This window comes from Bradyrhizobium sp. McL0615, assembly GCF_049993905.1.
Lineage (GTDB): Bacteria > Pseudomonadota > Alphaproteobacteria > Rhizobiales > Xanthobacteraceae > Bradyrhizobium.
In genome coordinates, this window is sequence record NZ_CP188254.1 from 6870389 (window position 1) to 6896537 (window position 26149).

Here is a 26149-nt window from a genome sequence, read left to right on the forward strand (position 1 = left end):
TTGACGCACCGCATTCTTATCGTTGACGACGACCTGCACATCCGCGAGGTCATGCGTGTTGCACTGAAGAAGGCCGGGATGACCGTCTCCGAAGCGCGCGACGGCAAGGAAGCGTTGACCCGCTTTGCCGCCGACAGGCCGGATCTGATCATTCTGGATATCGGCATGCCGGAATTCGACGGCCTGGACGTCTGCCGCGAAATTCGAAAGTCCTCGGACGTTCCGATCCTCTTTCTCTCCGCCCGCGACGACGAAATCGATCGCGTGTTGGGCCTGGAGATCGGCGGTGACGACTATGTCACAAAGCCCTTCAGCCCGCGCGAACTCGTCGCACGGGTGAACGTCATTCTGCGCCGCATAACCTCGCGCGGGCAGGATGCAAAAGGATCCATCGCCGCGCTGTCGCAGGGCCGGCTGTCCGTCGATCCAGACCAGCACATCGCCGCGTTTGCGGGCACTCCACTTCGCCTCACTGCCATTGAATTTGGAATCTTGAGGGCATTTTTGACGCGGCCGACGCTCGTCTTCAGCCGCGAACAGATCATGAGCGCCGCCTATCAGCTCAACATTCAGGTGTCGGATCGCACCATCGACAGCCACATCCGCAATATCCGCGCCAAACTGTCCGCCGTGAATTGCGACAATGTCATTGAAACCATTCACGGCGTCGGCTTCAAACTCGGCCGATGCGAGCCGCTGGCATGATACGTCGCCCGGGCGAGAAATGGCGGCCAACCGTCGGGCTGGTGATTTTCACCGCGCTTGCCGCTGCGGCGACGCTGCCACTGGTCGGACTGTTCTTCTTTCGCCTCTACGACAACCAGCTCATTCACCAGACCCAAGCAGAGCTGATCGCACAAAGCCGGGTGCTGGCCGCGGTTTATGCGCGGGAAGCGGAAGCCCGCCTCGGAAGCGGAATTGCCCTCGGCGCCGAAATTCCTCCCGAGGCGCGCCCCGATCGCGACGACCAGTTGACGCCGATCCGGCCCGCGCTCGATCTTGCTGCCGGCGGCGACCTGCTCAGGCGGCGTCCGAACGCCCTTCCCGCGAACGCGCCCGTCTCGCCCGCCTATGTCGAGATCGGCGCCAGGCTGATGCCGATCGTCCTGGAAACGCAGAAAGTCACGCTCGCAGGATTCCGCATCCTCGATTCCCGCGGCGTCGTGATCGCCGGACGCGACGAGGTCGGACAATCGCTCGCCCATATCGAGGAAGTGGCCACGGCTCTGCGGGGACAGTATCGGGCGGTCTTGCGAATTCGCAAGCCGGACAAGCCCCCACCGCCGATCTACTCGATCAGTCGCGGCGTCGGCGTCCACGTGTTCTCGGCGATGCCTGTCATCGTCAACAATCGCGTGGCGGGTGTCATCTACACCTCGAGAACGCCGAGCAACATCTTCGACCATCTCTATCAGGAGCGTGGCAAGTTCATTCTGGCGGCACTGGCCGTCGTCTTCGCGACCATCATCATCGGCCTGGTTTTCTCCCGAACCATCACCCGCCCGATGCGTGAGCTGGTCGACCGCGCGGCGCGCATCAGCCGCGGCGATCGCGACGCATTTCGGCCGCTCGCCCACTACGGGACGCGCGAGTTCGCCCAATTGTCGCACAGCTTCCTCGACATGGCCGAGCAATTGGCGCGGCGGTCGGACTACATCGCCACGTTTTCGGCGCACCTCACCCATGAACTGAAATCGCCGCTGACGTCGATCAAGGGCGCCGCCGAATTGCTGCTGGATTCGCTGCAAAGCAAATCCGACAATCTTACCCGGATGGAGCAGAAGAATTTCATATCAAACATTCTGGGCGACACCGGGCGCCTGGAAGCCATGACGCAGCGCTTACGCGAACTGGCGCGCGCCGAAACCGCTCCGCAAAACGAACAAACCGAATTGTCGCAGGTGATCGGCGGATTGAAGAGCCGGTTTCCGACACGCGCCATCGACGCAACCGGATGCCTGGAGCGCTCGATCGGCATGTCCAGCGAAAAGGCCCTGATCGTGTTGTCGCATCTGACCGACAACGCCATTCGCCACAACGCGAAGAGGGTACGGCTCGGAGCCGTCGCGGAAGAGACCTTCGTCAAGATGACCATCAGCAATGACGGCGACCCGATATCCGAACCGAACCGCGAAAAGATATTCGATGCCTTCTTCACCACCCGCCGCGACACCGGCGGCACGGGCATGGGGCTCTCCATCGTCCTGGCTGTGATGACCAGCCACGGTGGATCGATCCGGCTATTGCCGACCGACAACGGCGTTACGTTCGAGTTGCAGTTTCCGGCGGCCTGAAGGCCCTGCCGTCAAACCCGCTCGATGATGATTGCCGGCGCCATGCCGCCGGCGGCGCACATCGTCACCAGGCCCCGCTTGAGATCGCGCCGCTCCAGCTCGTCGAGCACGGTGCCTATCAGGATCGAGCCGGTTGCGCCGATCGGATGGCCAAGCGCGATCGAGCCGCCATTGACGTTGACCTTGTCGCGGTCAAGCTTGAGGTCGCGGATGAACTTTTCGGCGACGACCGCAAATGCCTCGTTGATTTCGAACAGATCGATATCGTCGAGCGTGAGGCCTGCCTTGGCCAGCACCTTGCGGGCGGCCGGCACCGGCGCGTTCAGCATCAGGGTCGGCGAGTCCCCCATGTTCGCCATCGCGACGACGCGGGCGCGCGGCTTTAGGCCATGCGCCTTCGCGTAACTCGGCGACGCCAACAAGACCGCCGCCGATCCGTCGACGACGCCGGAAGAATTGCCGGCGTGATGTACGAAGTTGATGTCGAGGTCGGGATATTTATCCAGAATAAGTTTGCGGTAGGTCGTCCCCTTGTCGTCGAGCGCATAATCGGCAATCGCAGCAAACGCCGCCTTCAGGCCGGCCAGACCTTCAAGCGTGGTCTGCGGCCGTGGATATTCCTCACGGTCGAGCGCGAGGCTACCGTCCTCGCGAAAAACCGGCACGAGGCTCTTGTCGAAATGTCCACCCTTGATGGCAGCCGCCGCCCGCTTCTGGCTTTCGAGGCCGAGCTCATCGACGTCCTGCCGCGTGATGCCTTCCAGCGTCGCCACCGCATCCGCGCAAACGCCCTGATGCGATTGCGGGTGCTTTGCGCGCAGGCGAAGATTGCCATTGTCCATCATGAACGGCCCCTCACCGCGCCGGCCTTCCATCGACATCATCTCGGTGCCGCCGGCGATCACGAGATCCTCGGAGCCCGACATGATCGAGTTGGCCGCCATGTTGACGCTGGTAATGCCCGAACCGCAAAATCGATCCAGCGTCACCGCGCTGGCGCGCACGTCATAGCCGGCGTCGAGCGCCGACATCCGGCCGAGATCGCCGCTCTGCTGGCCGCGCTGCGAACTGGTACCCCAGATGATGTCATCGACATCGGCGGTATTGATGCTGGTGCGATCGGCCAGCGCCCGCAATACTGTTGCGCCGAGCTGCTGCGGATGAATGCCCGACAAAGCGCCTTTGCCTGCCTTGCCAATGCCCCGAGGCGTCCTGCATGCGTCGATGATCAGCGCGTCAACCATGGTGTTTTCCCTGGATCTGTTGATTGGCTGCATTTGCTTCCGATCAAGTCCCAAAGTCAAATCGGCTCTGTCATGGCAGGTCGGCGAGCAGCCTCGCGCTCCCCGGTTGTGGCCACGACCATCCGCAGCCGGGGCGCCATCCTTGACGATCAATTTCGTTTATGCGCAGCTATTCAAAACAACAACGTCCTCAAGGGAGGAGAAATGGCCGCGGTACTGCGAGCGCTAGCCGGTTCCGGCTTCCTGATTGCATCGACAATTCTGGCTCAGGCCGCCGAGCCCCTCCATTTGCGCGTGGCGGACTCGTTTCCGAAGGGTCACTACCTCGTCAAGCTCGTCCTCGAACCCTGGATGGAAGAGGTCAAGAAGCGCACCAACAACGCCGTCACGTTCGACCACTATCCGGCGCAGCAGCTCGGCAAGCCGGCCGACATGCTGAAGCTGACGCAGACCGGCGTCGCCGATATCGGTTACGTCGCTCCGGGGTATACTTCAGACAAAATGCCGGTCTCCGAGGTAGCCATGCTGCCGGGGGCCTTCGAACATTCCTGCCAGGGTACCCTCGCCTATTGGAAGCTGGCACGGAACGGCGTGATTGCGCAGCAGGATTATACCCCCAACAACATCCGCCTGCTGCTGGCGGTGAGCCTGCCGCAGTATCGCATTTTTACCGTCAAAGCGCCGGTCAAGGATGTCGACGATGTCACCGGGCTGAAATTGCGCTCTACAGGAGGCGCGCAGGACCTCACGCTTCGTGCGATCGGCTCCGTGCCGGTGCGGATGGCGGCCCCGGACGCCTATGAGTCCCTTTCACGCGGCACCATGGATGGCCTGCTGTTTCCGCTCGAGAGCGTGGTCGCCTACGGCGCCGACAAGCTCGTCAAATATTCCACCGACGGGCTCGGCTTCGGCAGCTTTATCGTGTCCTATTCCATCAGTGACAACGTATGGAAAAAGCTCTCGCCGGAAGTCCAGAAGGCGATGATCGACGTCGCCGAAGAAATGCTGCCTGCCGTGTGCCAGCAGGTACAGAAGGCGGACAACGAAACCAAGAAATCGCTGGAAGCAGCCGGCATCCGTTTCGAAACCCTGCAACCCGAGGTCAACAGGAAATTCAAGGATTTGATGAAGGGCGTCGCCAAGGCGTGGTCGGAGGGGCTGGACGGACGCGGCAAGCGGGGCAGCGATGCGCTGAAGGAGTTCGACGCGGCGGTGGCGGCTATCCCCGCCCAATAAACGCAAGATGCGGCACAGCCGCAGGCTGCAAGATCGACACCCTGGGGAGGTGAATTTTGCTTGACGGAATATTACGGGCGGTCGGCAGGATCGAGAAAATCGCCTCGACCATCGCCGCCGTGTTCATGTTCGCCATCATGATGATCGTGTTCAGCGACGTCATCATGCGTTACGCCTTCAACCGGCCGTTCTCCTGGGCCTACGATCTGATTTCGATGTACCTGATGGCGGGTGTATTCTTCCTGGTCCTTTCGGAAGCCTATACCAGCCGGGCGCATGTCAGCGTCGATATCCTGCAGCAGAAATTCTCGCCGGCCATGATCCGCCTGTCGGAAATCGTCACCTGCGTCGTCGGTATCGTTGTGTTCTCCTTGATTGCCTATCTCGGTTTCCTGCGCGCCGTCGACAGCTTCCAATCGGCGGATGTCATGGCGGGCGCTATTCCCTGGCCGATGTGGCCCTCGATCGGGCTTGTGCCACTAGGGGCCGGATTGATCACGATACGCCTTGCGCTGCATCTGATTGCGCACGTGCTTTCCCTCGTCACCGGGCGGGCCGTGATCGCCCTGCCTGCATCGCACGCCGCCGGAGAAACCTTCGAATGATTCTCACGCTGGCGATGATCGTGCTGTTCGTGCTGCTCGCGATCGGCACCCCGGTGGGCTTTGCGATGGCCGGCTCGGGCGTTCTCGGACTTTATCTGGTCGGCGGCATGCCGATGCTGAGCGGCATCCTGCAAACCGCGCCGCTGTCAGCGGTGACGTCCTACGAGCTGATCACCATTCCGATGTTCCTGCTGATGGCCGAGTTCGTCCTGGTCAGCGGCATCGCCGACGATTTGTTCAAGGCAACCGCCGCCTGGGTGGGCCGAATCCCCGGCGGGCTGGGCATGGCGACCGCGCTTGCTGGCGCAGGTTTCGGTGCGATCTGCGGCACCAGCACGGCTTCGGCGGCGACACTTTCAGCCACCAGCCTGCCCGCGATGCTGAAGCAGGGCTATGAGCCGAAAATGGCGGCCGGCGTGGTTGCGATCTCCGGCACACTTGCGATGCTGATCCCGCCATCGGTCGCGCTCGTCATCTACGGCCTGCTGGCGGAGGTGAATATCGGCGCGCTACTGATCGGCGGCGTCATCCCCGGCATCCTCGTGACCATCACCATCATGGCAACTGTCTGGTTTCTCGCCTGGCAGGACCCCGCGCGCGCACCATCGGCGCCGGCGGTTTCGCTTATCGAAAAATTCCGGATGCTTCGGGTGGTTGGGCCCATGCTCCTGCTGTTCGGCATGGTGACCGGTGTGATCTATACCGGCGTCGCCACGCCGACCGAAGCGTCCGCGCTGGGGGCCTTCGGCGCCTTCGCGCTGGCGGGCTGGAAAGGCAAGATCAACTGGAAGACATTGCGCAGCGCGCTGCTGCGCTCCGCGCACGGCACCTGCATGATCGCGATGATTCTGTTTGGCGCCTCGATCTTCGGCTATTTCTTCACGCTGACCCAGGTGACGCAAAACCTGGTGGCCTGGGTAGGCAGCCTGCCGGTGCCGCCCTGGGTGATCCTGACGATCATCCTGTTCGGCTACATCGTGCTCGGTTCCTTCATGGACCAGATCGCGATCCTCGTGCTTACGGTTCCGATCGTGCTGCCCTTGATCAAGTCTCTCGGCTACGATCCGCTGTGGTTCGGTGTCATCAAGATCGTCACCGCCGAGGTCGGCATGATCACGCCGCCCGTCGGATTGAACTGTTTTGTGGTCGCACGTTATTCGGGACGACCGGTGGCTGAGGTGTTCCACGGCGTCTTTCCGCATTTCGTGGCGCATCTGATTGCTATTGCGATACTGGTCGTCTGGCCGCAAATCATTCTGTGGCTGCCAATCAAGATGGGATACTGAGACAATAAATAATAAAGGGAGGAGAACCTCATGATCGCAGCTCTCGACAGGCGAACCGTTCTTGCATCGACCATGCTCGTTGCCATGGCAGGCCCCGCGGTGGCGCAAGAAAAGATCACGCTGCGCCTCGCCGAAAGCCTTCCCGCCGGTCACGTCATCCACGAACTGGTGGCGAAGCCGTTCATGGAATTGGTCACGAAGGCTACCAACGGACAGGTCACGTTCCAGCATTACCCCGCCGAGCAGCTTGGCAAGGCCAAGGACATGGCGCAGCTCACTGTCGCCGGCGTCGCTGACGTCTCCTATATCGTTCCATCCTATTCATCGGAAAAATATCCGCTGACGGCGGTTGCGGAATTGCCGGGCATTTTCGATACCGAATGTCAGGGATCGCTTGCCTTCTACAAGATCTCGCACAATGGCGGGATTCTGGAGACCAAGGAGTTCGGACCCAACCAGTTGCGGCCGCTCGTGACCATCGCGCTGCCTGCCTATCAAATCCAGCTTGCCACTGGCCGCGAGGTCAAGACCGCGAAGGATCTGGAAGGGCTGAAGATCCGCACCATCGGCGGTGCCATGGACCTGATGATGCGCTCGATCGGCGGCGTTCCCGTTCGCATGGCTGCGCCTGAAATCTATGAATCGCTAACCCGCGGTACGCTCGACGGAGTGATCTTCTCGTATCAGAGTTCGGTGTCCTACGATTTCGGAAAGATCCTGAAATCGGGCACTGAAGGGCTGAACTTCGGAACCGCCATTTTTACCTATTCGATCGGCGAAGCGAAATTCAAGTCGCTGCCGGAGAACGTGCGCAAGGTGCTGATCGAGGCCGGCGAACAGACCACGCGCGAGGGCTGCAAGCGCTTCGAGGATGGCGAGAAGGGCGCGACCGAGAAGATCAAGTCGCAGGGCATGAAGGTGATCAACTTCGGCCCCGACGACAAGAAAGTCTTCGACACCGCGTTCAAGTCTGTGGCCGAGGACTGGGTCAAGGACATCAACAAGCGCGGCAAACCCGGGACCGAGGTGTTCAAGGCCTTCACCGAGGCCTTGGCCGCAAGCCATTGACCGGGCACGCTCAAAAAGGGGCAAACGCTGCCGCGCCGGCTGGACCGCTCACCGGCGTCAAGGTCATCGATCTGACCAGCGTGATGATGGGCCCGTACGCGACCATGCTCCTCGGCGACTATGGCGCCGACGTCATCAAGGTCGAAAGCCCCGACGGCGACGTGATGCGCTATGCCGCACCGATGCGGCATCCCAAGATGGGCGCGATGTACCTCCAGGGAAATCGCAACAAACGCTCCATTGCGCTCGACCTGAAGAAACCTGGCGGCCGAACCGCGCTGCTCCGGCTGGCGACGACGGCTGACGTCTTCGTGCACAATGTGAGGCCGGCAGCGATGGCCCGGCTCAAGCTCGGCGCCGGCGATCTGCTCGCCATCAATCCGCGACTTGTCTATGCCAGCCTGCACGGCTTTGGCGAGCAAGGCCCATACGCCGGCCGACCGGCATATGACGATCTGATTCAAGGCTTGACGGCCTTGCCCGCACTGACCGGCAAGATTACTGGCGAGCCCCGATATTCCCCGGCAACGATGGCCGACCGGATCGTCGGGCTGAACGCCACGCACGCCATCCTGGCGGCCCTCTTTCATCGCGAGCGTACCGGCGAAGGGCAAGCCATCGAAATCCCGATGTTCGAAACGATGGCGCAATTCGTGCTCGGCGATCATATGGCGGGCCGCAGCTTCGAGCCGCCGATCGGACCACCCGGCTATTCGCGATTGCTGTCGCCCGATCGCCGCCCCTATCAGACCAGCGATGGCTATGTCTGCGCGCTGGTCTATTCGGACAAGCAGTGGAACGCGTTCTTTCGTCTGATCGGCCTGGAAAAAGAAGCCGACCGCGACCCGCGCCTGAACAGCATCAGTGCGCGCACCAGGAACTACGACTTTGTCTATGAGTGGTTTTCGCAGGTCATGAAAACCCGATCGACCGCTGAATGGCTGCAGTTCTTCAACGAGGCCGACATTCCCCATGCGCCGCTGCTTGATCTGGACAGCCTGATCGACGATCCGCATCTCACAGCCGTCGGATTGCTCCAATCCGTCGAGCATCCGTCCGAAGGCACGCTACGTGTCGCAGGTCCCGCCGCGACCTGGAGCAAGACGCCTCCGTCGATCCGAAAATATCCGCCGCGTCTTGGCGAGCATGGCGAGGAGATCTTGCGCGAGGCCGGGTTCACGGATGATGAAATTGCAGCGCTTGAGGTCGAAGGCGTGCTGATCGAGCCTGATGGTACCGATCTCAATCCGTCTGCCTGAGGCAAGCGTCTGCGGAGCCTATGATCTCCGCAGCGCCAGGATCTTCTCCGCCGCGCGCAGATGCGGCTTGTCGATCATCTTGCCGTCGATCTTCACCACACCTGAAGTCGGATTGTCGTTGAAGGCCTTGACCACCCTCTCCGACCAGGCGATTTCCTCATCCGTCGGCATGAAGGCGGCATTGACGACGTCGACATGCTTGGGATGGATCACCGCCTTGGCGAGGAAACCATCCTGACGTGCGGCGATAGACTCTTCTCGAAGTGCGTCGAGATCGTTGATATCGGTCGCGATGGTGTCGATGGCGACGACGCCCGCCGCCGCAGCGCTGATCAGGCAGAGGTCTCGCGCCAGCAGGAACGGCCCATGGAAACGGTTCCCCGTCCGGTTCCGCGACGCGCCGAGCGAGGCTGCGAGATCCTCGGCACCCCACATCATGCCCCATAGCCGCGGGCTCATGTTTTCGAAATCGAGCAGCTTGAGGACCGCCCTTGCCGTCTCCGTCGCCACTGTCACTATTCTCGTCGAGCCCTGTTCAGTCCCGGCGGCGGCCTCGAAGGCGTCGAGATAGAGCGAAAGCCGGTTGACGTCGGCGGCGCCGGCGCATTTCGGCAGCACGATGCCGTCGGGGCGGCCCGGCATGACAGCCGCGAGATCGCCAAGCGTCATGTCCGTGTCGAGCGCATTGACGCGAACATAAACCTTCTGGTTCGGATTCCGGGCGTCGAGCATCTCGCGCACCGTACGCCGCGCGCCGACCTTTTCGTCCGGCGCAATCGAATCCTCCAAATCGAGGATCAGCGCGTCGGCCGCCGTCTTCCCGGCGTTTTCGAACTTGCGTTGACTATCGCCGGGAACAAACAGGAATGAGCGCATCGGCTTATGCCTTCGGTTTGCAATGCATCAGACCGGTCCGGCGGCAGCTTGCCACCACCTCGCCGCGCTGATTGGTCATGGTGTGCTCGAACTCGACGATGCCCTGGTTCGGCCGCGACTTGCTCTCTCGCTTCGAAATGATCCTGGTGTGCGACTTGAGCGTATCGCCGTGAAACACCGGCTTTGGAAATTTGACGTCGGTCATGCCGAGGTTGCCGATCGTGGTACCGAGCGTCGTATCGTAGACGCTCATCCCGATCATGATGCCGAGCGTATAAAGGCTGTTGAACAGCCGCTGGCCGAATTCGGTATTTTCGGAGAAATGCGCATCGATATGCAGCGGCTGCGGATTCATTGTCAGCAGGCTGAACATCGTGTTGTCCATCTCGGTCACGGTCCTGGAGAATTCATGGTGAAACTCCCGGCCGACCTCGAACTCCTCGAAATACAATCCCGCCATCAGCGTCCCCTGTAGTTTGGCGTCCGCTTTTCGACGAACGCATTCAAGCCTTCCTGACAATCTTCCGTCGTCGCGGCAAGCGCAAAACTCTCGGCCGCATTTTCGACCGAGCGGCGGAAATCGGCGTCGACCGCCCGCATGAAGGCGTCGCGCCCGATCTTCATGACGATCGGAGATTTGGCGGCGAGTTTTCCCGCGATTTTTCGCGCCCGGTCAAGCGCGGTCCCTTTTGGCACGACCTCGCTCAGGAGGCCCATGCGAAAAGCTGTCGCTGCATCGAAGGGCTCGCCGAGGAACAGCGGACCAAAAGCCTGATGCTTGCCGACCAACCGTGGCAGTTGCACAAAGTGGATCGCCGGGATCAAGCCCACATCGATCTCGGGATAGCCGAAGGTACAGGCATCACCGGCGATGATCATGTCGCACGAGATCGCAATCGTCATCCCGCCGGCCCGCACCGCACCGTCAATAGCGGCGATGGTCGGCTTGCCCATGCGATACTGGGTATCATTGAGCGCAAAATACAGCCGTTCGAGGAATGTCTTGGTCTCGATCCCGGGCTTGCCCCGGACGATGTCGAGATCAAGCCCGGCACAAAACACCTTGTGTGCGCTGCCGATAATGACGGTGCGCACCGCTTCGTCGTCCCTCGCCTTCGAAAGCGCCGCCAGCAGCGCATCGATCAGGTCCATGCTCAGCGCATTGACCGGCGGACGGTCCAGCATGATTTCGGCGATATTGCCTGAGACGGAATAACGAACGAGATCGGTGCTCATGCCGTGCCTCCCTTAATCTCTCCCTTGGCCTGACGGACCGCGCCGGCCTTGACCAGATCGTCAATGGCGCCACGCTCAAAACCCGCTTCCAGCAGCACCTCGTAACTGTCCTGGCCTATATCAGGCGCAGGGCGCAAGTCATCCTCCGAGAAGCTCGCGATGCCCGGCGTCCGCGGTGAGTACACAGGCCCCACGCCCGGCGTCTGCTGGCAGACCGCTGCCCGTATCGCCTCGACATGGACGTTGCGCAGCCATTCTCCAGGATTGAGGATCCGTTCCGCAATGAGATCGGCGGCATGCAGGCGGGCGAGCCAGACATCCGTCGGCTGCGTCAAAAACACGTCGCGCAACTGCGGGATCAGCGCATCAACGGAATCCGCACGCCGGGCAAAATCGGCGAAGCGCGGATCGCCGGCGAGGTCGTCGCGGCCGATCGCCGCGCACAGCCGCTTGTATTGCGGCTCGTTCACCAGCGTGACCATCATCCAGCCGTCGGCCGTCTGATACGAGCCCGCCGGAACGTTGAGCGCGCGCGGCGCACCGCCCTCCAGAACATATTCGGCGACCTTGTGACCAAGCAAGGCGGACGTCGATTGGCAAAGGTTCACGTCGATCCAGCGCCCGGTTCCGACGGTCGCGCGCGCGAACAACGTCGTCGCGATGGCCTGGAAGGCGTAGACGCCGGTGACGACGTCGGAGATCGTGGTACCGGCCCGGTGTGGGGTACCGTCATTGCCGACATTGATCGATACAAAGCCGGAAAATGCCTGCGCCACGGAATCAGAGCCGGGACGCTTTGAGTAGGGACCGCTCTGCCCGAACGCGCTGACCGAGAGATAGATCAGACCGGGATTGTCGCGTGATAATTCCTCGTAGCCGATCCCCAGCCGTGCGGCGACGCCGGGCCGAAAACCCTCGATCAGAACGTCGCAATCCCTGGCAAGGCCCCGCGCGATGGCGATCCCGTCCTTGTGCTTCATATCCAGGCATAGGCTGCGCTTGCCACGGTTATAGACCGCCGACAGCGTGGTGTGGCTTCCATAGGTCGTGCCCAGAAACCGCGACCAATCGCCCTCCGGCGGCTCGACCTTGATGACGTCGGCGCCATAGACGCCCAGCAGCATCGCGCAATAGGGCGAGGCGATGCCCTGCCCGAAATCCAGCACGCGCAGGCAGGCATACGGCGCCTCATGCGTCGGCGATATCTTGCGTTCAATGGCCATTCCATCCCCCGGATCGGGCCGAAAGCTACAGCGCGAGGTAACGCTGACGAATGTTTTCGTTGGCTTTCAGCTCTTCGATCCCGGATGTGTAGACGATCTGGCCCTTGTCGATAACCGTCGCGTGGCTCGCAAGGCCCAGGCAAAAATGCATGTTCTGCTCGGCGATCAGCACCGTGGCGCCGGTGCCGCGGAGTTGCCGCAGCAATTCGCCGATCCGCTGTACGATGATCGGGGCCAGCCCCTCGCTCGGCTCGTCCAGCAGTAGCAGCGCGGGATTTCCCATCAGCGTGCGCGCAATCGCCAGCATCTGCTGCTCGCCGCCCGACAGCCTTCCTGCGATCCGGTGCCGCAGCGGCTCCAGCAGCGGAAATACGTCATAGATGCGCCGGATCGACCACTCGTCCTCGCCATTAGGGCCCTTCTTGGCGCCGATCTCCAGATTGTCCTCGACCGTGTGCTCCGGAAAGATCTGGCGATCCTCGGGCACGAAGCCAAGACCGGCGCGCGCGATGTGGTGTGGCTTAAACCCGGACACTACTTTGCCGCGCAAGGTGACTTTGCCGCGACGTGCGGGCGCCAGACCCATGATCGCCTTCATGGTGGTGGATTTGCCGGCGCCGTTGCGGCCCAGCAGCGCCATGGTCTCGCCCTGCCGGACCGACAGGCCCACGCCGAACAGGATCTGGCTGGTGCCGTAATAGACGTCGAGATCCTCGACCTGCACGACCGGCTGCGCACTCATATCGCGGCTCCGGCGTGATGTTCGGTGCCGAGATAGGCCTCGATCACGGCCTCGTTGCGGCGGATCGCATCCGGCGCACCGGTTGCAAGAATACGGCCGTAGCACAGCACGACGATCTTGGGCGCGATCTTGAACACGATATCCATATCGTGCTCGATGAACACCACCGTGATCTTCTGCGTCTCCCAGAGCTCCCTCACCTTGTCGATCATCCGCCAGCGCTCCTCGGTGCCCATGCCGGCGGTCGGCTCATCGAGCAGCAGCACCTTGGGATCGAGCACCAGCGCGAGTGCGATATCGAGCAGCTTCTGATCGCCATGCGACAGCGTCGCCGCGATACGATTACGCTTGCCGGCCAAGCCCAGTAGCTCCATCGCATGCTCGGCGCGGTCGCGGGTTTCGGCCAACGGGAAACGCCGGTGCAGGACGCTGGCCCGGCGCTGGTCGGCGCAAACTGCCGCCAGCATCGTTTCCTCCACCGTCAGTGATGGAAAAATGCTGGCAACCTGGAACGCCCGGCCAATGCCGTGGCGCACAATCTCGGGCGGCGACCGCCCGGCCATGTCGACGCCATTGAGCAGGATCTGACCGGAATCCGGTTTCAGTGCACCGGTAATCAGGTTGAAGAACGTGCTCTTGCCGGCGCCGTTCGGGCCGATCACGGCGGTGAGCGAACCGTCGGCAAAATCGAGCGTGACATTGTCGGTCGCCTTGACGCCGCCGAACGATTTGGAAAGGGAGCGTATCTCCAGCATGGCTAGCTGCGCTCCCCGGCGCGGCGCCGCGCATACCACTCGACCACAAAATCCATCAGGCCTTTCCGCAGGCCGATCGCGAAGAACAGGATCACGATGCCAAGCACGATGCCGTGATATTCGGTCAAACGGGTAACGGTATCATTGAGGATCAGCAGCAGCACGGTGCCGACCATTGGTCCCAGGAAGGTCGCCACGCCGCCGAGCATGTTGATGAATATGCCCTCGCCCGAAATCGTCCAATAGGCGAATTCCGGATAGGCTCCGGAGACGAACAGCGCCATGATGACCCCGCCGGTCGAGGCGAACAGCGCCGCGAGCACAAAGATCGTCAGCTTGGCGCGCCAGACGTCGATGCCGATGAAGCTCGCACGCGTCGCGTTGTCGCGGATCATGCGCAGCGTGTAGCCGAATGGCGACTGCGCGATCTGATGCATCAAGAACAGCCCGATCACCAGCAGTGCGCAGCTCGCGACGTAGAGATGCAAATGGTTCGACAGATCAATGCCCCAAAATGGCGGCCGCGGAATGCCGCCGCGCAGCCCCTGATCGCCGCCGGTCAGCGATACCCACGACAGGATGGTCGAGTGGATCAGCATCTGGAACGCCAGCGTCACGAAGGCGAAGTAGATTTCCTTCAGCCGCACGCAGATGGCGCCAATGACGAGGGCGACGACAAACGTGATCGCCAGCGTTGCGACGAAAGCCACGGGGATGGGAACGCCGGTCTTCTGCATCATCAACCCGAAGCCGTAGGCGCCAAGGCCGAAGAACATGCCATGGCCGAACGAAGTCAGGCCGGTGTAGCCGACAAGGAGGTTGAGCGACGTCGCGAACAGTCCATAGGCTGCACAGCGGATCACGAAGTCGAGCAGCAATTTGCTGCTGAAAATCATCGGCAACAGCGCAAGCACGGCAAAGACTGCAAGCGCAATCAGGGCGTCCCGATTACGACGCGGCTTTGCCTCGGTACGGGAGACATTGAGTGCCGGCGCGCCCTGCCCGGCCTGCAGCTCGGTCATGCGACCTCCTTGCCGAACAGGCCGGTCGGCCGCGACACCAGCACGATCACCATGAACAGATACATCAGGCCTTCCGTAAACAGGGGAAAGCCGAGCGATCCGAACGAGCGGATCATGCCGATCAGGATCGCGCCGATCAGCGCGCCCAGGATCGAGCCCATGCCGCCGATCACGGTGACGATGAAGGATTCGATCAGGACCGAGAATCCCATGCCCGGCGTCAGCGAGCGCACGGGGGCGGCGAGCGCGCCGGCAAGGCCTGCCAGCATGCCGCCGAGCGCAAACACCCCGCCATAGATCAGGCCGGTGTTGATGCCGAGCGCGGACACCATGCCCGGATTATGCGCCGCCGCCCGGATCACCTTGCCGATCCTGGTGCGGGCCAGGCCGAGCCCGAGGATCACAGCGACCACTAGCGCCACGCCGATAAGGAGCAGATAATACGGCGGCACCACGCCGCCAGCGATGAATAGCGGCGCCACCTGGAACGCCGCCGGCATCCCCATCGACTTGAATTCCGGCCCCCAGATCATCCGCACGACGTCGTCGAAGATCAGCACGAAAGCGTAGCAGACGAGCAATTGCATCAGCACGTCGGCGCCATAGACCCGGCTCATGAACACCCGCTCGAAGATCAGGCCGAGCAACGCCGTGCCGGCCGCCCCGCACAGCATCGCCAGCGCAAAACGGCCGGTGAGCTGATAGGCCGTCATCGCGAAATAGGCGCCGAACATGTAGAAGGCGCCGTGGCTGAAATTGACGACCTTGAGCACGCCAAAAATCAGCGTCAGCCCGACGGCGACCAGAAACAGCAACATACCGATGATGAAGCCGCTGGTGGTTTGCGTCACCAGGCAGGCAGAGCTGGCGAGACAGCCGGTAAGCGCATCGAGGTCCAAGGGATGACATCCATTGCAGCGTGCGGGAACGGGCGGCCCGCGAGAAACTTACGGCAGTAAGCAGAGGCGGTTGCGCCGCCTCCGCTCGTCGTCGATCAGGTGTAGCCCTTGCTCTTCTTCCACTCGGCTTCGAGCTCGAAGATGGTCTTCCAGTCGCCGGCCTGAACCTGCGGCACATAGGGCTCCTGCGGGATTGTCGTTCCCCAGCCGATCGCATAGCCGACCAGCGTCTGGTCCTCGGCGCGCATCGTAACGGTGCCGTCGGCGCCAAACGGCGACTTGATCTTCAGGCCGCGCATCGCTTCCGCAATTTTCTTGCCGTCGGCCGAATTCGCCTTCTTCGAAGCTTCCGCTAACAGCATGATTGCAGTCGCATTTTCCCATGACCAGTTGGTGGGATATTCGTTGTACTTCGCCTTGTAAGCGTCACCCCAGGCGGCATTTTCCGGTGTTGCCGGATAGGTCTTGATGTAGCGATTGCCGGAGTGAATGCCCTTCGGCAGGTTCTTCACCACGGTCAGCGCGGTGTAGTCGGCCATGTTGACCGCGAATACCTCCATCTGGCTGAACAGCGCATAAATGTTGGCCTGATCGATATAGGACGTGAGGTCGCCGCCCCACAGGCAGGAATACAGCGCCTGCGGCTTGGCCTGCAGAATCTTCGTCACCACCTCGGTGTAGTCGGGCTGGAACAGCTTTGGCCAGGACTCGCTGATGATCTCGACGTCGGGTGCGAAGCGCTTCAGGTACAGCGTGAACTCGCCCGTGGTGTCGCGCCCATAGGCATAGTCGGGTGCACAGGTCGCCCATTTCTTCAGGCCCTTGGCTTTCGCAATCGCCGCTGCGTAGCTGCCGCCGACGATCGAGTCATGCACGCCCTGCCGCGCGGTGCGGAACGCATTGGGAATGTGCTGCTTGGGATCGGCGGTCAGCGCCGAGGTTTCCGAGTTGGTGTGAATGCAGAGCACGCCGAGGTCGCGCGCCACTTCATGCACAGCGAACGCACCCGACGACGCTTCCGCATCAATCAGGATTTCGCATCCATCGGTATTGACGAGTTCGCGCGCGACGCGGGCGGCCTCCTGCGGCTGTCCCTTGGAATCGCGGATCACCATTTCGATCTGACGTCCGGCCAGCCCGCCGGTCGCATTGACCTTTTCGACTTCCAGCATCACCGCGTTGCGCGAAGACGTGCCGAGTTGCGCCACGCGCCCCGACAGAATGGTCGGCATGCCGACCTTGATGGTCTTGGCCTGGGCGCGTGACACCCAGGGCGTCGCAAAGGTTACGGCCCCGGCGCCCATCATTGCCAACGTCGCACGTCGGCTTACGCCCGGTTTGCGGGTTCTCGTCATTGCTTCCTCCCTTTGGGGTTTGCGTTCCCAAATCCCTGCCGGAGGTCGTGTCGCCTCCGTACTCACAAGGATTTCAGAGCAAGGGGGGTGACGTCAAGCCAAAGATGAATTACGAGTCATAGTTCATCTAGGGAGAAGACGGATCCGGAAACCGGGTTTTTGGGCGACTAATGATCAATCTATCCAGCTTCATTGCATTTCACGCCCGGCGAACCCCGGACCGCTGTGCGCTGAAATACCGCGGCGAGGACGTCTCCTACGCCGAGTTCGACGGCCGTATCCGCCGGGTCGGCGGCTGGCTCGCCTCACGCGGAATAGGCGTGGGCGATGTCGTCGCGGTGCTGATGAAGAACAGCACGGCCTTTCTCGAATTCGTATTTGCTGCCAGCCATATCGGCGCGGTGTTTCTGCCGATCAATTTTCGCCTCTCCGCAGATGAAGTCGGCTACATCGTCGCCAATTCAGGCGCGCGCATCCTGATCGCCGATGATGAGCTTGCAAGCATCGCCGCAGGCGAAGCGCCGATCGTGCTGCTGGACGAAGCTGCGCAAGCCACCGCTACGCGGCTCGCGCCTGATATCGCCCCCGCCCCGATGCACGTCCGCCAGCCCCGCGACCTGATGCGTCTGATGTACACGTCCGGCACGACGGACCGCCCAAAGGGCGTGATGCTCACTTACGAGAACATATACTGGAAGTCGGCCGATCAGACGCTCGCGCTCGGATTGAACGCGGACACGCGATTGCTGGTGGTCGGTCCGCTCTATCATGTCGGCGCGCTCGATCTGCCTGGCATCGCGGTGCTCTGGCACGGCGGCATGCTTTCGATTCACCGCAACTTCGAGCCTGAGCAGGCGCTCGCCGCGATCGAAACGGAAAAACTCAACGCCGCCTGGTTCGCACCGGTGATGACGACCGCGATCCTCACCTGCCCCGCCCGCGACCGCTACGATGTCTCCAGTCTGCAATGGGCGATCGGCGGCGGCGAGAAAACCCCGGAGATGCGCATCCGCGCCTTCTCCGACTGTTTCAAGGGCGCCCGCTACATCGACGCTTACGGCCTGACCGAAACCTGCGGCGGCGACACTTTTATGGAAGCCGGCCGCGAGATCGAAAAGATCGGCTCGACCGGCCGTGCCATCGCCCATGTCCAAATCGAAATCCGCGACGATGCCGGCAACCACCTGCCATCAGGTGAGAACGGTGAAATCTGCCTGCGTGGACCCAAGGTGACGCAGGGCTACTGGAAGGATCCCGAGAAAACCGCGGCCGCATTTTTCGGCGACTGGTTTCGTACCGGAGACGTCGGTTATCTCGATGAGGACGGCTTCCTCTATCTGACCGATCGCAAGAAGGACATGATCGTTTCCGGCGGCGAGAATATCGCCTCCTCCGAAGTCGAACGCGTCATCTACGAACTGCCGCAGGTGCGCGAGGTTGCCGTCGTCGGCCTGCCCGACGCGCGCTGGGGCGAAAAGCCGGTGGCGGTCGTGGTTCTGGGCGACGGCACCACGCTGGAATTGCCCGATCTCGCCGACCACTGCCGCGCGCGCCTCGCAGGCTTCAAAGTGCCGAAGCAACTGATCATCCGCGACAGCCTGCCGCGCAATCCTTCGGGCAAGGTGCTCAAACGCGTGCTGCGGGCCGAACTGGAAACTCACGCATGACGCAATCATCGCAAGCTGCATCCGGCAAAGCGACGAAACTCAACCGTGTCGAGCGCAACGCCTGGACCAAGCGCAAGATATTCGACGCCGCCACCAAGGTCGTCGGCAAACACGGTTACGCCGAGGCATCCGTCGCCCGCATCACCGAGGAAGCCGGCGTCGCGCAGGGAACGTTCTACAATCACTTTGAAAATCGCCAGGAGCTGCTCGACCAGTTGTTGCCGAAGATCGGCACCGACATGGTCTACTTCATCCGCGAGCGCACCGGGAACGCAGAGGCAGCCAGGCAGGAGATAGAACGCTTCGGCGCGTTCTTCGATTTTATCCGCGAGGTGCCGGAATTTTTGCGCATCCTCAACGAGGCCGAATATTTCGCGCCGATCGGCTACCAGAAGCATCTCGACAATATCGCGACCGCCTATGTCCGCATCCTCCGGCGCGCGCGTCAGGCCGGCACGATCGTCGATTATAGCGACGAGGAGTTCGAAGCCATCGTTCACATGTTGATGGGCGCGCGTGGCTACCTGAGCCGCCGCTACTCCTATGTTAGGGGCAACGTCACGGCAGCGCCCGAGCATGTCATCTCCGCCTACCGAAAGCTGGTGACACGCGGCCTGTTCGCACCGAAAAAAGGCAACAACCATGACCGCTGAGGGTATCGTGCTCGTCACCGGCGGCAGCCGTGGCATCGGCGCCGCGACCGCAACGCTTCTGGCCGGACAAGACCGGAAGGTCGTTATCGTCGATATCGCGCCCGAGCCGCTGCCGGGGACGCAAACGATCCTGTGGCCGGCCCCCTTCGATGTCGCGAACGAAAGCGCCGTCGTCAGCGGCATCGCCGACATCGAGGCTGCGCACGGACCAATTGCGGGGCTGGTCAACGCTGCCGGCGTCTTTGGCAAGATGCACCCCATCGAGCGCGTGCGAATGGATCAATGGGACCGCGAGGTCAATATCGATCTGCGCGGCACGTTCCTGGTTGCCCGTAGCGTCGGTGTGAAGATGGCCGCGCGAAGGCACGGCGCGATCGTCAATGTCGCCTCGGTTGCCGGCATGACGTCTGGTCCGATCCATGCCTATACCGCCGCGAAAGCCGGTGTCATTCAGATCACGCAGACGCTGGCCGCCGAATGGGGCCGCAGCGGCGTGCGTGTCAATGCGGTCTCGCCGGGCTTTACGCGCACCGCCATGCTGGAAGCCGGTATCGCCTCCGGCGCGCTGAACAGGAAATGGCTGGAAAGTCCGACCGCGATGAACCGGCTGGTCGAGCCGATCGAGGTCGCCCACGCCATCGCGTGGCTGCTTTCGCCCATGAGCAGCGGCGTCACCGGAATCAATCTACCCGTAGACGCCGGATATATCGCAGGCACCACCTGGGCCGCCTATGGCGGCCTGCGCGAAGCACCGAGCGCGTAGTTAAGGACATGAGCATGAACATCGAGCTGTCGCGCAAGAAACTCGATCTGTCATCGGCCATCGCCGAGGGCGATATCCGGGTGCTGCTGATGGTGCTGGTTCACATGACCGGCGACGAGCGCTGGTTGGAGCCGCCCTACAAGCCCAAGCGCGACGTGCGCCTAATCCCGGACCCGCAAGCCGGCGTGCCGCCGGAAATCCAGGCCGAAATCCGCGCCGCCGTGCTGAAACTGTTCACAAACGGCGAACCGAAGCCCGTCATCACCGACCCCGGCGACGAATTGATGCTGAAGATGATGCGCGCCACACTCGGCGAAAACGTCACGCCGGAATATGCGCCGCTGATGCGCGAGGAAATGGGGTTCATTCCGCGGGATGCACGCTGGACCAAACTTCCTTCCGGTGAGAAGCTGTCGCAGAAACATGTCTTGATCGTCGGCGCCGGCGTCTGCGCCATCGCGCTGGGCGTCGCGCTTGGCCGGCTCGGCATCCCCTACACCATCGTCGAGAAGAACGACGAACTCGGCGGCACCTGGTATGTCAACCGTTATCCCGGTTGCGGCGTCGATACGCCGAACCATTCCTATTCCTTCTCGTTCGGGGCGCGCAATCCGTGGACGCGTTACTTCGCCCAGCGCCAGGAGTTGCTCGACTATCTCAAGAAAGTCGCGGTCGAATATGACATCCGAAAGCATCTCCGCCTCAATACCGAACTGAAATCGTCTCGCTGGGACGAGAACAAGCGGCGCTGGATCTCCACGTTGAAGACCGCCAATGGCGAGGAGATCTTTGAATCGACCACACTGGTCAGCGCCATCGGCCAGCTCAACGACCCCGCGCCCGTGCACTTCAAGGGCGAGGAGGATTTCAAGGGTGAAATGCTGCACTCAGCCTTGTGGACCGATGACGTCAATCTCGACGGCAAACATGTCGCCGTCATCGGCACCGGTGCGACCGCGATGCAACTGGTGCCCTCGATCGCCGACCGTGTGGCCTCGGTCACCGTCTACCAGCGCACCGCGCAATGGGCGCGCCCCGTGGCAGGCTATTCCGATCCGATCACCGAAGGCGCCCGGTGGCTGCTCGCGCATTTGCCGTTCTACGTGCAGTGGTATCGCTTCAACATGTTCTGGCGCTACGGCGACGGTCTGCTGCCGTTCCTGCGCAAGGACCCGGAATGGCCACATCCCGAGCGTGCCGTGAACAAGGGCAATGACCGGCACCGCGAGGAACTGACAGACTTCATCCTGTCCGAACTGAAGGACCGCCCCGACCTGATCGAAAAATGCGTGCCGACCTATCCGCCGTACGGCAAGCGTATCCTGCTCGACAACAACTGGTTCAAGACGCTGACAAAGCCGAATGTCGAACTGGTCACCGGCAGGATCGATCATTTCTCAAAGGACGGTGTCGTTGCTTCGGATGGCAAATTGCGGCCGGCCGACGTCATCGTGATTTCGACGGGATTCAAGGTCACGGAGATGGCGGCACGTCTCAACATCAGCGGGCGTGGCGGAAAGAATCTCAAAGCCGCGTGGGCCAATGACAACCCGACCGCCTATCTCGGCCTCACCGTACCGGACTTTCCGAACTTCTTCGTGATGCTCGGTCCCAATTCCGGCCCAGCGCATGGCGGCAGCGTGATCTTTCAATCCGAATGCCAGAGCCGTTACATCTCGGCCTGCCTCGTCGAAATGATCGAGCGTGATATCGCCGCCATCGAGGTTCGCCCGGAGGCGCACGATCGATACATTCGGAAAGTGGATGCAGAGCACGAGCAACTGATCTGGACTCATCCCGGCATGACAACCTACTACCGCAACGATCAGGGCCGCGTGTTTTCCGCGATGCCATGGCGCTTCGTCGATTACTGGGCGATGACCCACGATCCTGATTTCCGCGATTATCGCCAAACCATGATCTGACATTTGTTACCGGGGAACCGTGTTATTACTGCTTTTCGATAGCTTGACACCGGCCTGTATCTGCCGCAGCATTTGTACGCTGCACTTGATGGAGTTACGGAGCTTCGACTCCCTGCTTCGCAGGCATTGACGCCCCCGGTCATATGATCAAGGCGGCACGCAGCGGTTACGGACGGAAGTCCGTCGGCCAACTCTTGAGGAGGAGCATGACGCCACCGGATCAGACTGGTGACCTTGCTCATCGCAAGGTCCAGGTGCGGTCGAGGCCATAAGCAGCTGCTGGCCTCATCGCACCTTCCAACACATCAAACATATCCGCGGGACTGGAGCGCAAAGGCCACGCGCTACCGGATCCTGAAACCATACTGGTGTCTACCAGAAATCCTTCGCCTATAACGAAGATGTCGGGCCCCGCGATGCTCTAATGCACCGGGGCCCATTCGTTTTTGCAATGGAAACCCGCGTCCCATGGTTCCATGCTCTGTTCCGATCGGGATACCGATCCGACCGAACAAGGACACGCCATGGATAAACCGCGCGTAAGAATCTACACCGACTACAAAAGCCCCTATGCGTTCGTCGCCAACAAGCGGCTGTTCGAACTCGAGGACGCTCATGATGTCGAACTCGAATGGCTGCCCTACACGCTGCGCATCCCCGAATTCATGGGCACGGTGGAAGAGCGCACGCCGCACTTCTGGCGCAAGGTGCGCTACTCCTATATGGATGCGCGCCGCCATGCCAACGCGCAAGGCCTCACCATGAAGGGGCCGCGGCGGATCTATGACGCCTTCTATTCCAGCGCGGGCATGCTGTTCGCGCAGCGTCACGGCCTGTTCCGGCCCTATCACGACACGGTATTCCGTCGCTTCTGGAGTCATGATCTCGAAATCGACGAGCTGCCGGACATTTCGGGCGTGATCGCATCGATCGGCGGGTCGGCTGACGCGTTCGAGACCTACGTTCGCGGCCCGGCGCGGGCCGAGCACGACCGCATCATCGATGAAGCCGAGGCGCTCGGTGTGTTCGGCGTGCCGACCATGGTCTTCAACGGTGAATTGTTCTGGGGCGGCGATCGCGTCGACATGCTGATCGAGCGCATCAAGAAACCCGAATCGATCGCGACGGCGTTGGGCAGCCGCCACCGGACGTGAGGCGCGTAGAGCACGCCTCTTGATTTGCTTTCCTCTTAGACCAAGCCGTGCATTCATAGACCCATGGTGTGACTGACTTGAGTGATTTCCACTGAGCTTGACCAGCCAATCCAATCACGGCTTGGACTGACACTCGACGAACTTCTTGTATTCCCATCGCGTGCCGGTTCGACGGCGCCATACCTGTCCAAAAACGAGCTTTCCTGAAATTGATCGTCTCGGCATCAGCACTGTCCACAGGTGCCACGTTTCCGCCCATGCGGGTCGTGGGCTCATCTCGAAATGCTCTAGTCGCTCTCCGCCATCTGCAACCATGGCGACCCTCCTTTGAGACAAGGCCGCCGGCCGGAGTGATCGACCGACGAATTCACCATGCGAGTCCCGGCATTGGCAATTTCCTGTGCTGAAAGGCTACTGCAATTGAGCGATCCCGCAACTAAGGTCGTCCGTTAGTGTTGATGCACGGGCATGAGGTTAATTATGGAACCCAGTCCAGCGTAATCACTCGAGGAATTTGGGCATTCAGATAAACTTGCAACCTATTCGGTCACACAAACCAAGCCGCCATCGCCTGCCAGATTTCTCTCACTGGAAAGCGGCTGGAAAAGGCTATCGGTAAGCGTTCGAGTCACCGGCAGCTAATGGCCGACGAGCGCTGGCGGCGCAACCAATCGTGCTGCGCAGTTGAAAGAACGACCTTAGCGGATCCGTTCGAAGTCCTCGGGTTTTCGCTCTCGATCTGATGACCCTCGAAATCGGAACAACCCTGCTTTGGTCGATACGATATCGCCGGGCCGAAGGTCATCTTCGAGAACCCGTTTGGAAGCCGCTTCAGCTATCTCATCTTGATTAGGTGGCGGCGCTACGAGGCTTTTGTGCTCTCGTCGCATCAGGTCTAGCCGTTCACGGGAGGCTTTGACTTGAGCCTGCCATTCCTCCCTGCTCATCTGGGTTGTATCGGCTGTCGCGCTCTTCTGCGCGTAGCAGCCGATTGAAAGGCTCGCGGCCAGGCTAACCGTCGCAATAAGGAGAAAGCTTCGACTCATACCTTCGATTGACTCGCAATGTGTGCGCGCACCCTTTGGTCCGCCTCTCGTACCACAACTCGCAGTATGTGGCGACCACTCTCGGTCCAAGGGATTGACGATTTCCGCTGTGGCGACTAAGGCGCTGAAATTGCCGCGATCCTCGATCGCGGCCGACCGGTGGCAAGCTGTCGAAATCAAGGATACCCCTTTGCCTCGCGGCCTTCACAACCGATGGCGTCAGCCGTCATGCAGCCGTCACGGCGATTTCATAACAGTAAACGAAAATGAAATGTCGCTGAGCAATGCGGCTGGGAAAGCCTCGATTGAAACGAGGCTCAGTTTATCCAGGAGTTGTAATGAACAGTATCAAGCGAGCCGCGGCGGTGGCCGCGATAGCCTGCGCCGCGGCGCTAGGTGCATCTTCTGCATCGGCTGATGTCATCAGCAATCCAACAAACACCGACAGCTTTGTGTATCTTTCCGGCGCTTTGCAAGGTGGTCAGCAAACACAGTTCGTGGGACAGACGTTTTCCGCCTCAACCACCGGCGTGCTTACGGACTTTCAGTTTACCCTGAATAGCTCGACTATCACTTCGTTATATGGCGCAGTGTACGCGTGGGATGGCTCCAGGCCGTCCACACTCCTCTGGCAAAGCCCGGTGATGTCCGGAATTGGATCCGGGCAAAATGGAGGCGGTCTTTTCGACTTCTCGTTCACTGGGGTAAACGTTACGCAAGGCATGACCTATGTGGCCGTTCTGAGCACTTACGGGATTCCGAATAACAGCGGCTTGGCAACCGTTGCAGATTGTTTGCCTTTTGCCGGCTGCAACTCCAACTCTATCCCCAATCTCGGTAATATGGCGTGGGCCAATATCCTTGCCGACGGACCTTCCTGGACGTCAGTGACCTTTAGAGACGCCACATTTTCGGCGACGATCGCAAGCCCTGTCCCCGGCCCCATCCTTGGCGCAGGACTACCCGGTCTTGTGATGGCGTTGGGCGGACTGATTGCTTTGCGGCGCCGACGGATGGCAACTGCGTAGATTTCAACGCGCTAAAACGCGCTAGTCGGGTCAGAGACCGCCTTCGGGCGGTCTTTTTTTGACAGTTCCAGGCTTAACTCGCGGCGCCGACATCAAGCTTAACAGGCGATTGCCCGTTGCGACTTCATACAAGTGAGATACGCATCATCCGCCGGGGCTATTTTCCAACGTCCGGGCCTGCGGCGATTCAGGCGACTATACTCCGCTTGCAGAATTTATTTTAGAGCACGTACAAATGAACCATTATCGCGTTGTGACAATTGATCACGATGGCAAGTTGAGCCGGCACCGCGGCTTCGTTTGCGACACTGACGGCGATGCAATTGTGTGGGCCAAACAATTGGTAGATGCGGAGCCAGTTGAGCTTTGGAGCGGCGCTCGTTTTGTCGCTCGTCTCGAACCGCGATCCAATACAAAGCCCCAATAGGCGCGCGCGATTCGCGGTTCTCATCCATAGTCGCCTCTATTAACGATGATTACTTAGGTTAAAACTGCTTCTGAATTGTCCGCCTGCATTGCGCCCTATACCCATGTCAGTGTCCTGCAATCTGGCGGTTCCATTAGACAGCGCGGGACCGCTCTGATGGCTAGGACACGGGCCGCTGGTCTTTGTCCCCACGAAGGCCGGCGGTCCACTTTCCAAAAGCTTTTGACTATCTTGTCATCGAGAATGACAATCCTTGTGATTGCCTTCCAGATCTGAGCTTGATGGCATAAGGCGACGCGGTCGAGCCGATCAGCCGGTAACGTCCTTCGGTCATGGCATCACGTGCCATAGCGCATTCGAATTTCAGCCGCCAGACCTGCAATAAC

The 26149-nt window shown here is 61.0% G+C and carries 23 protein-coding genes; 13 read left to right on the forward strand and 10 right to left on the reverse strand.

What is annotated here, in order from left to right:
- Together ACPPVP_RS33235 and ACPPVP_RS33240 are read left to right on the forward strand one after the other, a co-directional pair.
- The gene (locus ACPPVP_RS33235; protein WP_426527808.1) at window positions 1-705 is read left to right on the forward strand and encodes a response regulator transcription factor; all 705 of its coding nucleotides are present in this window, start codon (window positions 1-3) and stop codon (window positions 703-705) included.
- Window positions 702-2294, forward strand: a complete 1593-nt coding sequence (locus ACPPVP_RS33240; RefSeq protein ID WP_426527809.1) for an ATP-binding protein — start codon at window positions 702-704, stop codon at window positions 2292-2294. The genes ACPPVP_RS33235 and ACPPVP_RS33240 overlap by 4 nt, the downstream gene beginning before the upstream one ends.
- An 11-nt stretch (window positions 2295-2305) precedes the next feature.
- Here the strand turns inward: ACPPVP_RS33240 and ACPPVP_RS33245 are convergent, their stop codons facing one another.
- On the reverse strand, window positions 2306-3538 hold the full coding sequence (locus tag ACPPVP_RS33245; RefSeq protein ID WP_426527810.1) for an acetyl-CoA C-acetyltransferase: 1233 nt from the start codon (window positions 3536-3538) through the stop codon (window positions 2306-2308).
- Between ACPPVP_RS33245 and dctP (ACPPVP_RS33250) the strand changes: the two genes are divergently transcribed.
- The 5 genes from dctP (ACPPVP_RS33250) (at window position 3455) to ACPPVP_RS33270 (ending at window position 8992) form a co-directional block, all read left to right on the forward strand.
- Window positions 3455-4774, forward strand: a complete 1320-nt coding sequence (dctP, locus tag ACPPVP_RS33250; protein ID WP_426527811.1) for a TRAP transporter substrate-binding protein DctP — start codon at window positions 3455-3457, stop codon at window positions 4772-4774. The two genes, ACPPVP_RS33245 and dctP (ACPPVP_RS33250), sit on opposite strands and share 84 nt — an antisense overlap.
- Before the next feature lie 56 nt (window positions 4775-4830).
- Window positions 4831-5379, forward strand: coding sequence for a TRAP transporter small permease subunit (locus tag ACPPVP_RS33255; protein ID WP_426527812.1), 549 nt, complete (start codon window positions 4831-4833; stop codon window positions 5377-5379).
- Window positions 5376-6665 carry a TRAP transporter large permease gene (locus ACPPVP_RS33260; protein ID WP_426527813.1) on the forward strand — a complete coding sequence of 430 codons (1290 nt, stop codon included), beginning with the start codon at window positions 5376-5378 and terminating at the stop codon, window positions 6663-6665. The genes ACPPVP_RS33255 and ACPPVP_RS33260 overlap by 4 nt, the downstream gene beginning before the upstream one ends.
- A gap of 30 nt (window positions 6666-6695) precedes the next feature.
- Window positions 6696-7733, forward strand: a complete 1038-nt coding sequence (dctP, locus tag ACPPVP_RS33265; RefSeq protein ID WP_426527814.1) for a TRAP transporter substrate-binding protein DctP — start codon at window positions 6696-6698, stop codon at window positions 7731-7733.
- Window positions 7734-7816: 83 nt separating this feature from the next.
- On the forward strand, window positions 7817-8992 hold the full coding sequence (locus tag ACPPVP_RS33270; protein ID WP_426538197.1) for a CaiB/BaiF CoA transferase family protein: 1176 nt from the start codon (window positions 7817-7819) through the stop codon (window positions 8990-8992).
- An 18-nt stretch (window positions 8993-9010) separates the two neighbouring features.
- Here the strand turns inward: ACPPVP_RS33270 and ACPPVP_RS33275 are convergent, their stop codons facing one another.
- From ACPPVP_RS33275 to ACPPVP_RS33315, 9 genes are all read right to left on the reverse strand, one after another.
- Window positions 9011-9868, reverse strand: coding sequence for an HpcH/HpaI aldolase/citrate lyase family protein (locus tag ACPPVP_RS33275; RefSeq protein WP_426527815.1), 858 nt, complete (start codon window positions 9866-9868; stop codon window positions 9011-9013).
- Between the two features lie 4 nt (window positions 9869-9872).
- Entirely contained in the window at window positions 9873-10328 is a 456-nt protein-coding gene (locus tag ACPPVP_RS33280; RefSeq protein WP_426527816.1) for a MaoC family dehydratase, read from the reverse strand.
- A complete protein-coding gene (locus ACPPVP_RS33285; RefSeq protein WP_426527817.1) occupies window positions 10328-11104 on the reverse strand; it encodes an enoyl-CoA hydratase/isomerase family protein in 777 nt (258 codons plus the stop codon). The genes ACPPVP_RS33280 and ACPPVP_RS33285 overlap by 1 nt, the downstream gene beginning before the upstream one ends.
- The gene (locus ACPPVP_RS33290) at window positions 11101-12327 is read right to left on the reverse strand and encodes a CaiB/BaiF CoA transferase family protein (protein ID WP_426527818.1); all 1227 of its coding nucleotides are present in this window, start codon (window positions 12325-12327) and stop codon (window positions 11101-11103) included. Before ACPPVP_RS33290 ends, ACPPVP_RS33285 begins: the two co-directional genes overlap by 4 nt.
- Before the next feature lie 25 nt (window positions 12328-12352).
- Window positions 12353-13069, reverse strand: a complete 717-nt coding sequence (locus tag ACPPVP_RS33295) for an ABC transporter ATP-binding protein (RefSeq protein WP_426527819.1) — start codon at window positions 13067-13069, stop codon at window positions 12353-12355.
- Window positions 13066-13824 (reverse strand): ABC transporter ATP-binding protein, encoded by a 759-nt coding sequence (locus ACPPVP_RS33300; RefSeq protein ID WP_426527820.1) that lies wholly within the window; start codon window positions 13822-13824, stop codon window positions 13066-13068. The genes ACPPVP_RS33295 and ACPPVP_RS33300 overlap by 4 nt, the downstream gene beginning before the upstream one ends.
- Before the next feature lie 2 nt (window positions 13825-13826).
- The gene (locus ACPPVP_RS33305; RefSeq protein ID WP_426527821.1) at window positions 13827-14846 is read right to left on the reverse strand and encodes a branched-chain amino acid ABC transporter permease; all 1020 of its coding nucleotides are present in this window, start codon (window positions 14844-14846) and stop codon (window positions 13827-13829) included.
- The gene (locus ACPPVP_RS33310; RefSeq protein WP_426527822.1) at window positions 14843-15745 is read right to left on the reverse strand and encodes a branched-chain amino acid ABC transporter permease; all 903 of its coding nucleotides are present in this window, start codon (window positions 15743-15745) and stop codon (window positions 14843-14845) included. The genes ACPPVP_RS33305 and ACPPVP_RS33310 overlap by 4 nt, the downstream gene beginning before the upstream one ends.
- Window positions 15746-15840: 95 nt before the next feature.
- Window positions 15841-17100, reverse strand: coding sequence for an ABC transporter substrate-binding protein (locus tag ACPPVP_RS33315; protein ID WP_426527823.1), 1260 nt, complete (start codon window positions 17098-17100; stop codon window positions 15841-15843).
- Between the two features lie 170 nt (window positions 17101-17270).
- On the opposite strand from ACPPVP_RS33315, the gene ACPPVP_RS33320 reads away from it, so the two are divergent.
- The 6 genes from ACPPVP_RS33320 to ACPPVP_RS33345 all read left to right on the forward strand — a co-directional run bounded on the left by ACPPVP_RS33320 (window position 17271) and on the right by ACPPVP_RS33345 (window position 25336).
- Window positions 17271-18767: an AMP-binding protein gene (locus ACPPVP_RS33320; RefSeq protein WP_426527824.1), complete on the forward strand. Its 1497-nt coding sequence runs from the start codon at window positions 17271-17273 to the stop codon at window positions 18765-18767.
- Window positions 18764-19420, forward strand: a complete 657-nt coding sequence (locus ACPPVP_RS33325; protein WP_426527825.1) for a TetR/AcrR family transcriptional regulator — start codon at window positions 18764-18766, stop codon at window positions 19418-19420. The genes ACPPVP_RS33320 and ACPPVP_RS33325 overlap by 4 nt, the downstream gene beginning before the upstream one ends.
- A complete protein-coding gene (locus tag ACPPVP_RS33330) occupies window positions 19410-20183 on the forward strand; it encodes an SDR family NAD(P)-dependent oxidoreductase (RefSeq protein ID WP_426527826.1) in 774 nt (257 codons plus the stop codon). The genes ACPPVP_RS33325 and ACPPVP_RS33330 overlap by 11 nt, the downstream gene beginning before the upstream one ends.
- Window positions 20184-20197: 14 nt before the next feature.
- Window positions 20198-22108 carry a flavin-containing monooxygenase gene (locus ACPPVP_RS33335; protein ID WP_426527827.1) on the forward strand — a complete coding sequence of 637 codons (1911 nt, stop codon included), beginning with the start codon at window positions 20198-20200 and terminating at the stop codon, window positions 22106-22108.
- Between the two features lie 524 nt (window positions 22109-22632).
- Window positions 22633-23262, forward strand: a complete 630-nt coding sequence (locus ACPPVP_RS33340) for a 2-hydroxychromene-2-carboxylate isomerase (protein WP_426527828.1) — start codon at window positions 22633-22635, stop codon at window positions 23260-23262.
- Window positions 23263-24646: 1384 nt separating this feature from the next.
- On the forward strand, window positions 24647-25336 hold the full coding sequence (locus tag ACPPVP_RS33345; protein WP_426527829.1) for a hypothetical protein: 690 nt from the start codon (window positions 24647-24649) through the stop codon (window positions 25334-25336).
- Window positions 25337-26149 lie beyond the last annotated feature (813 nt).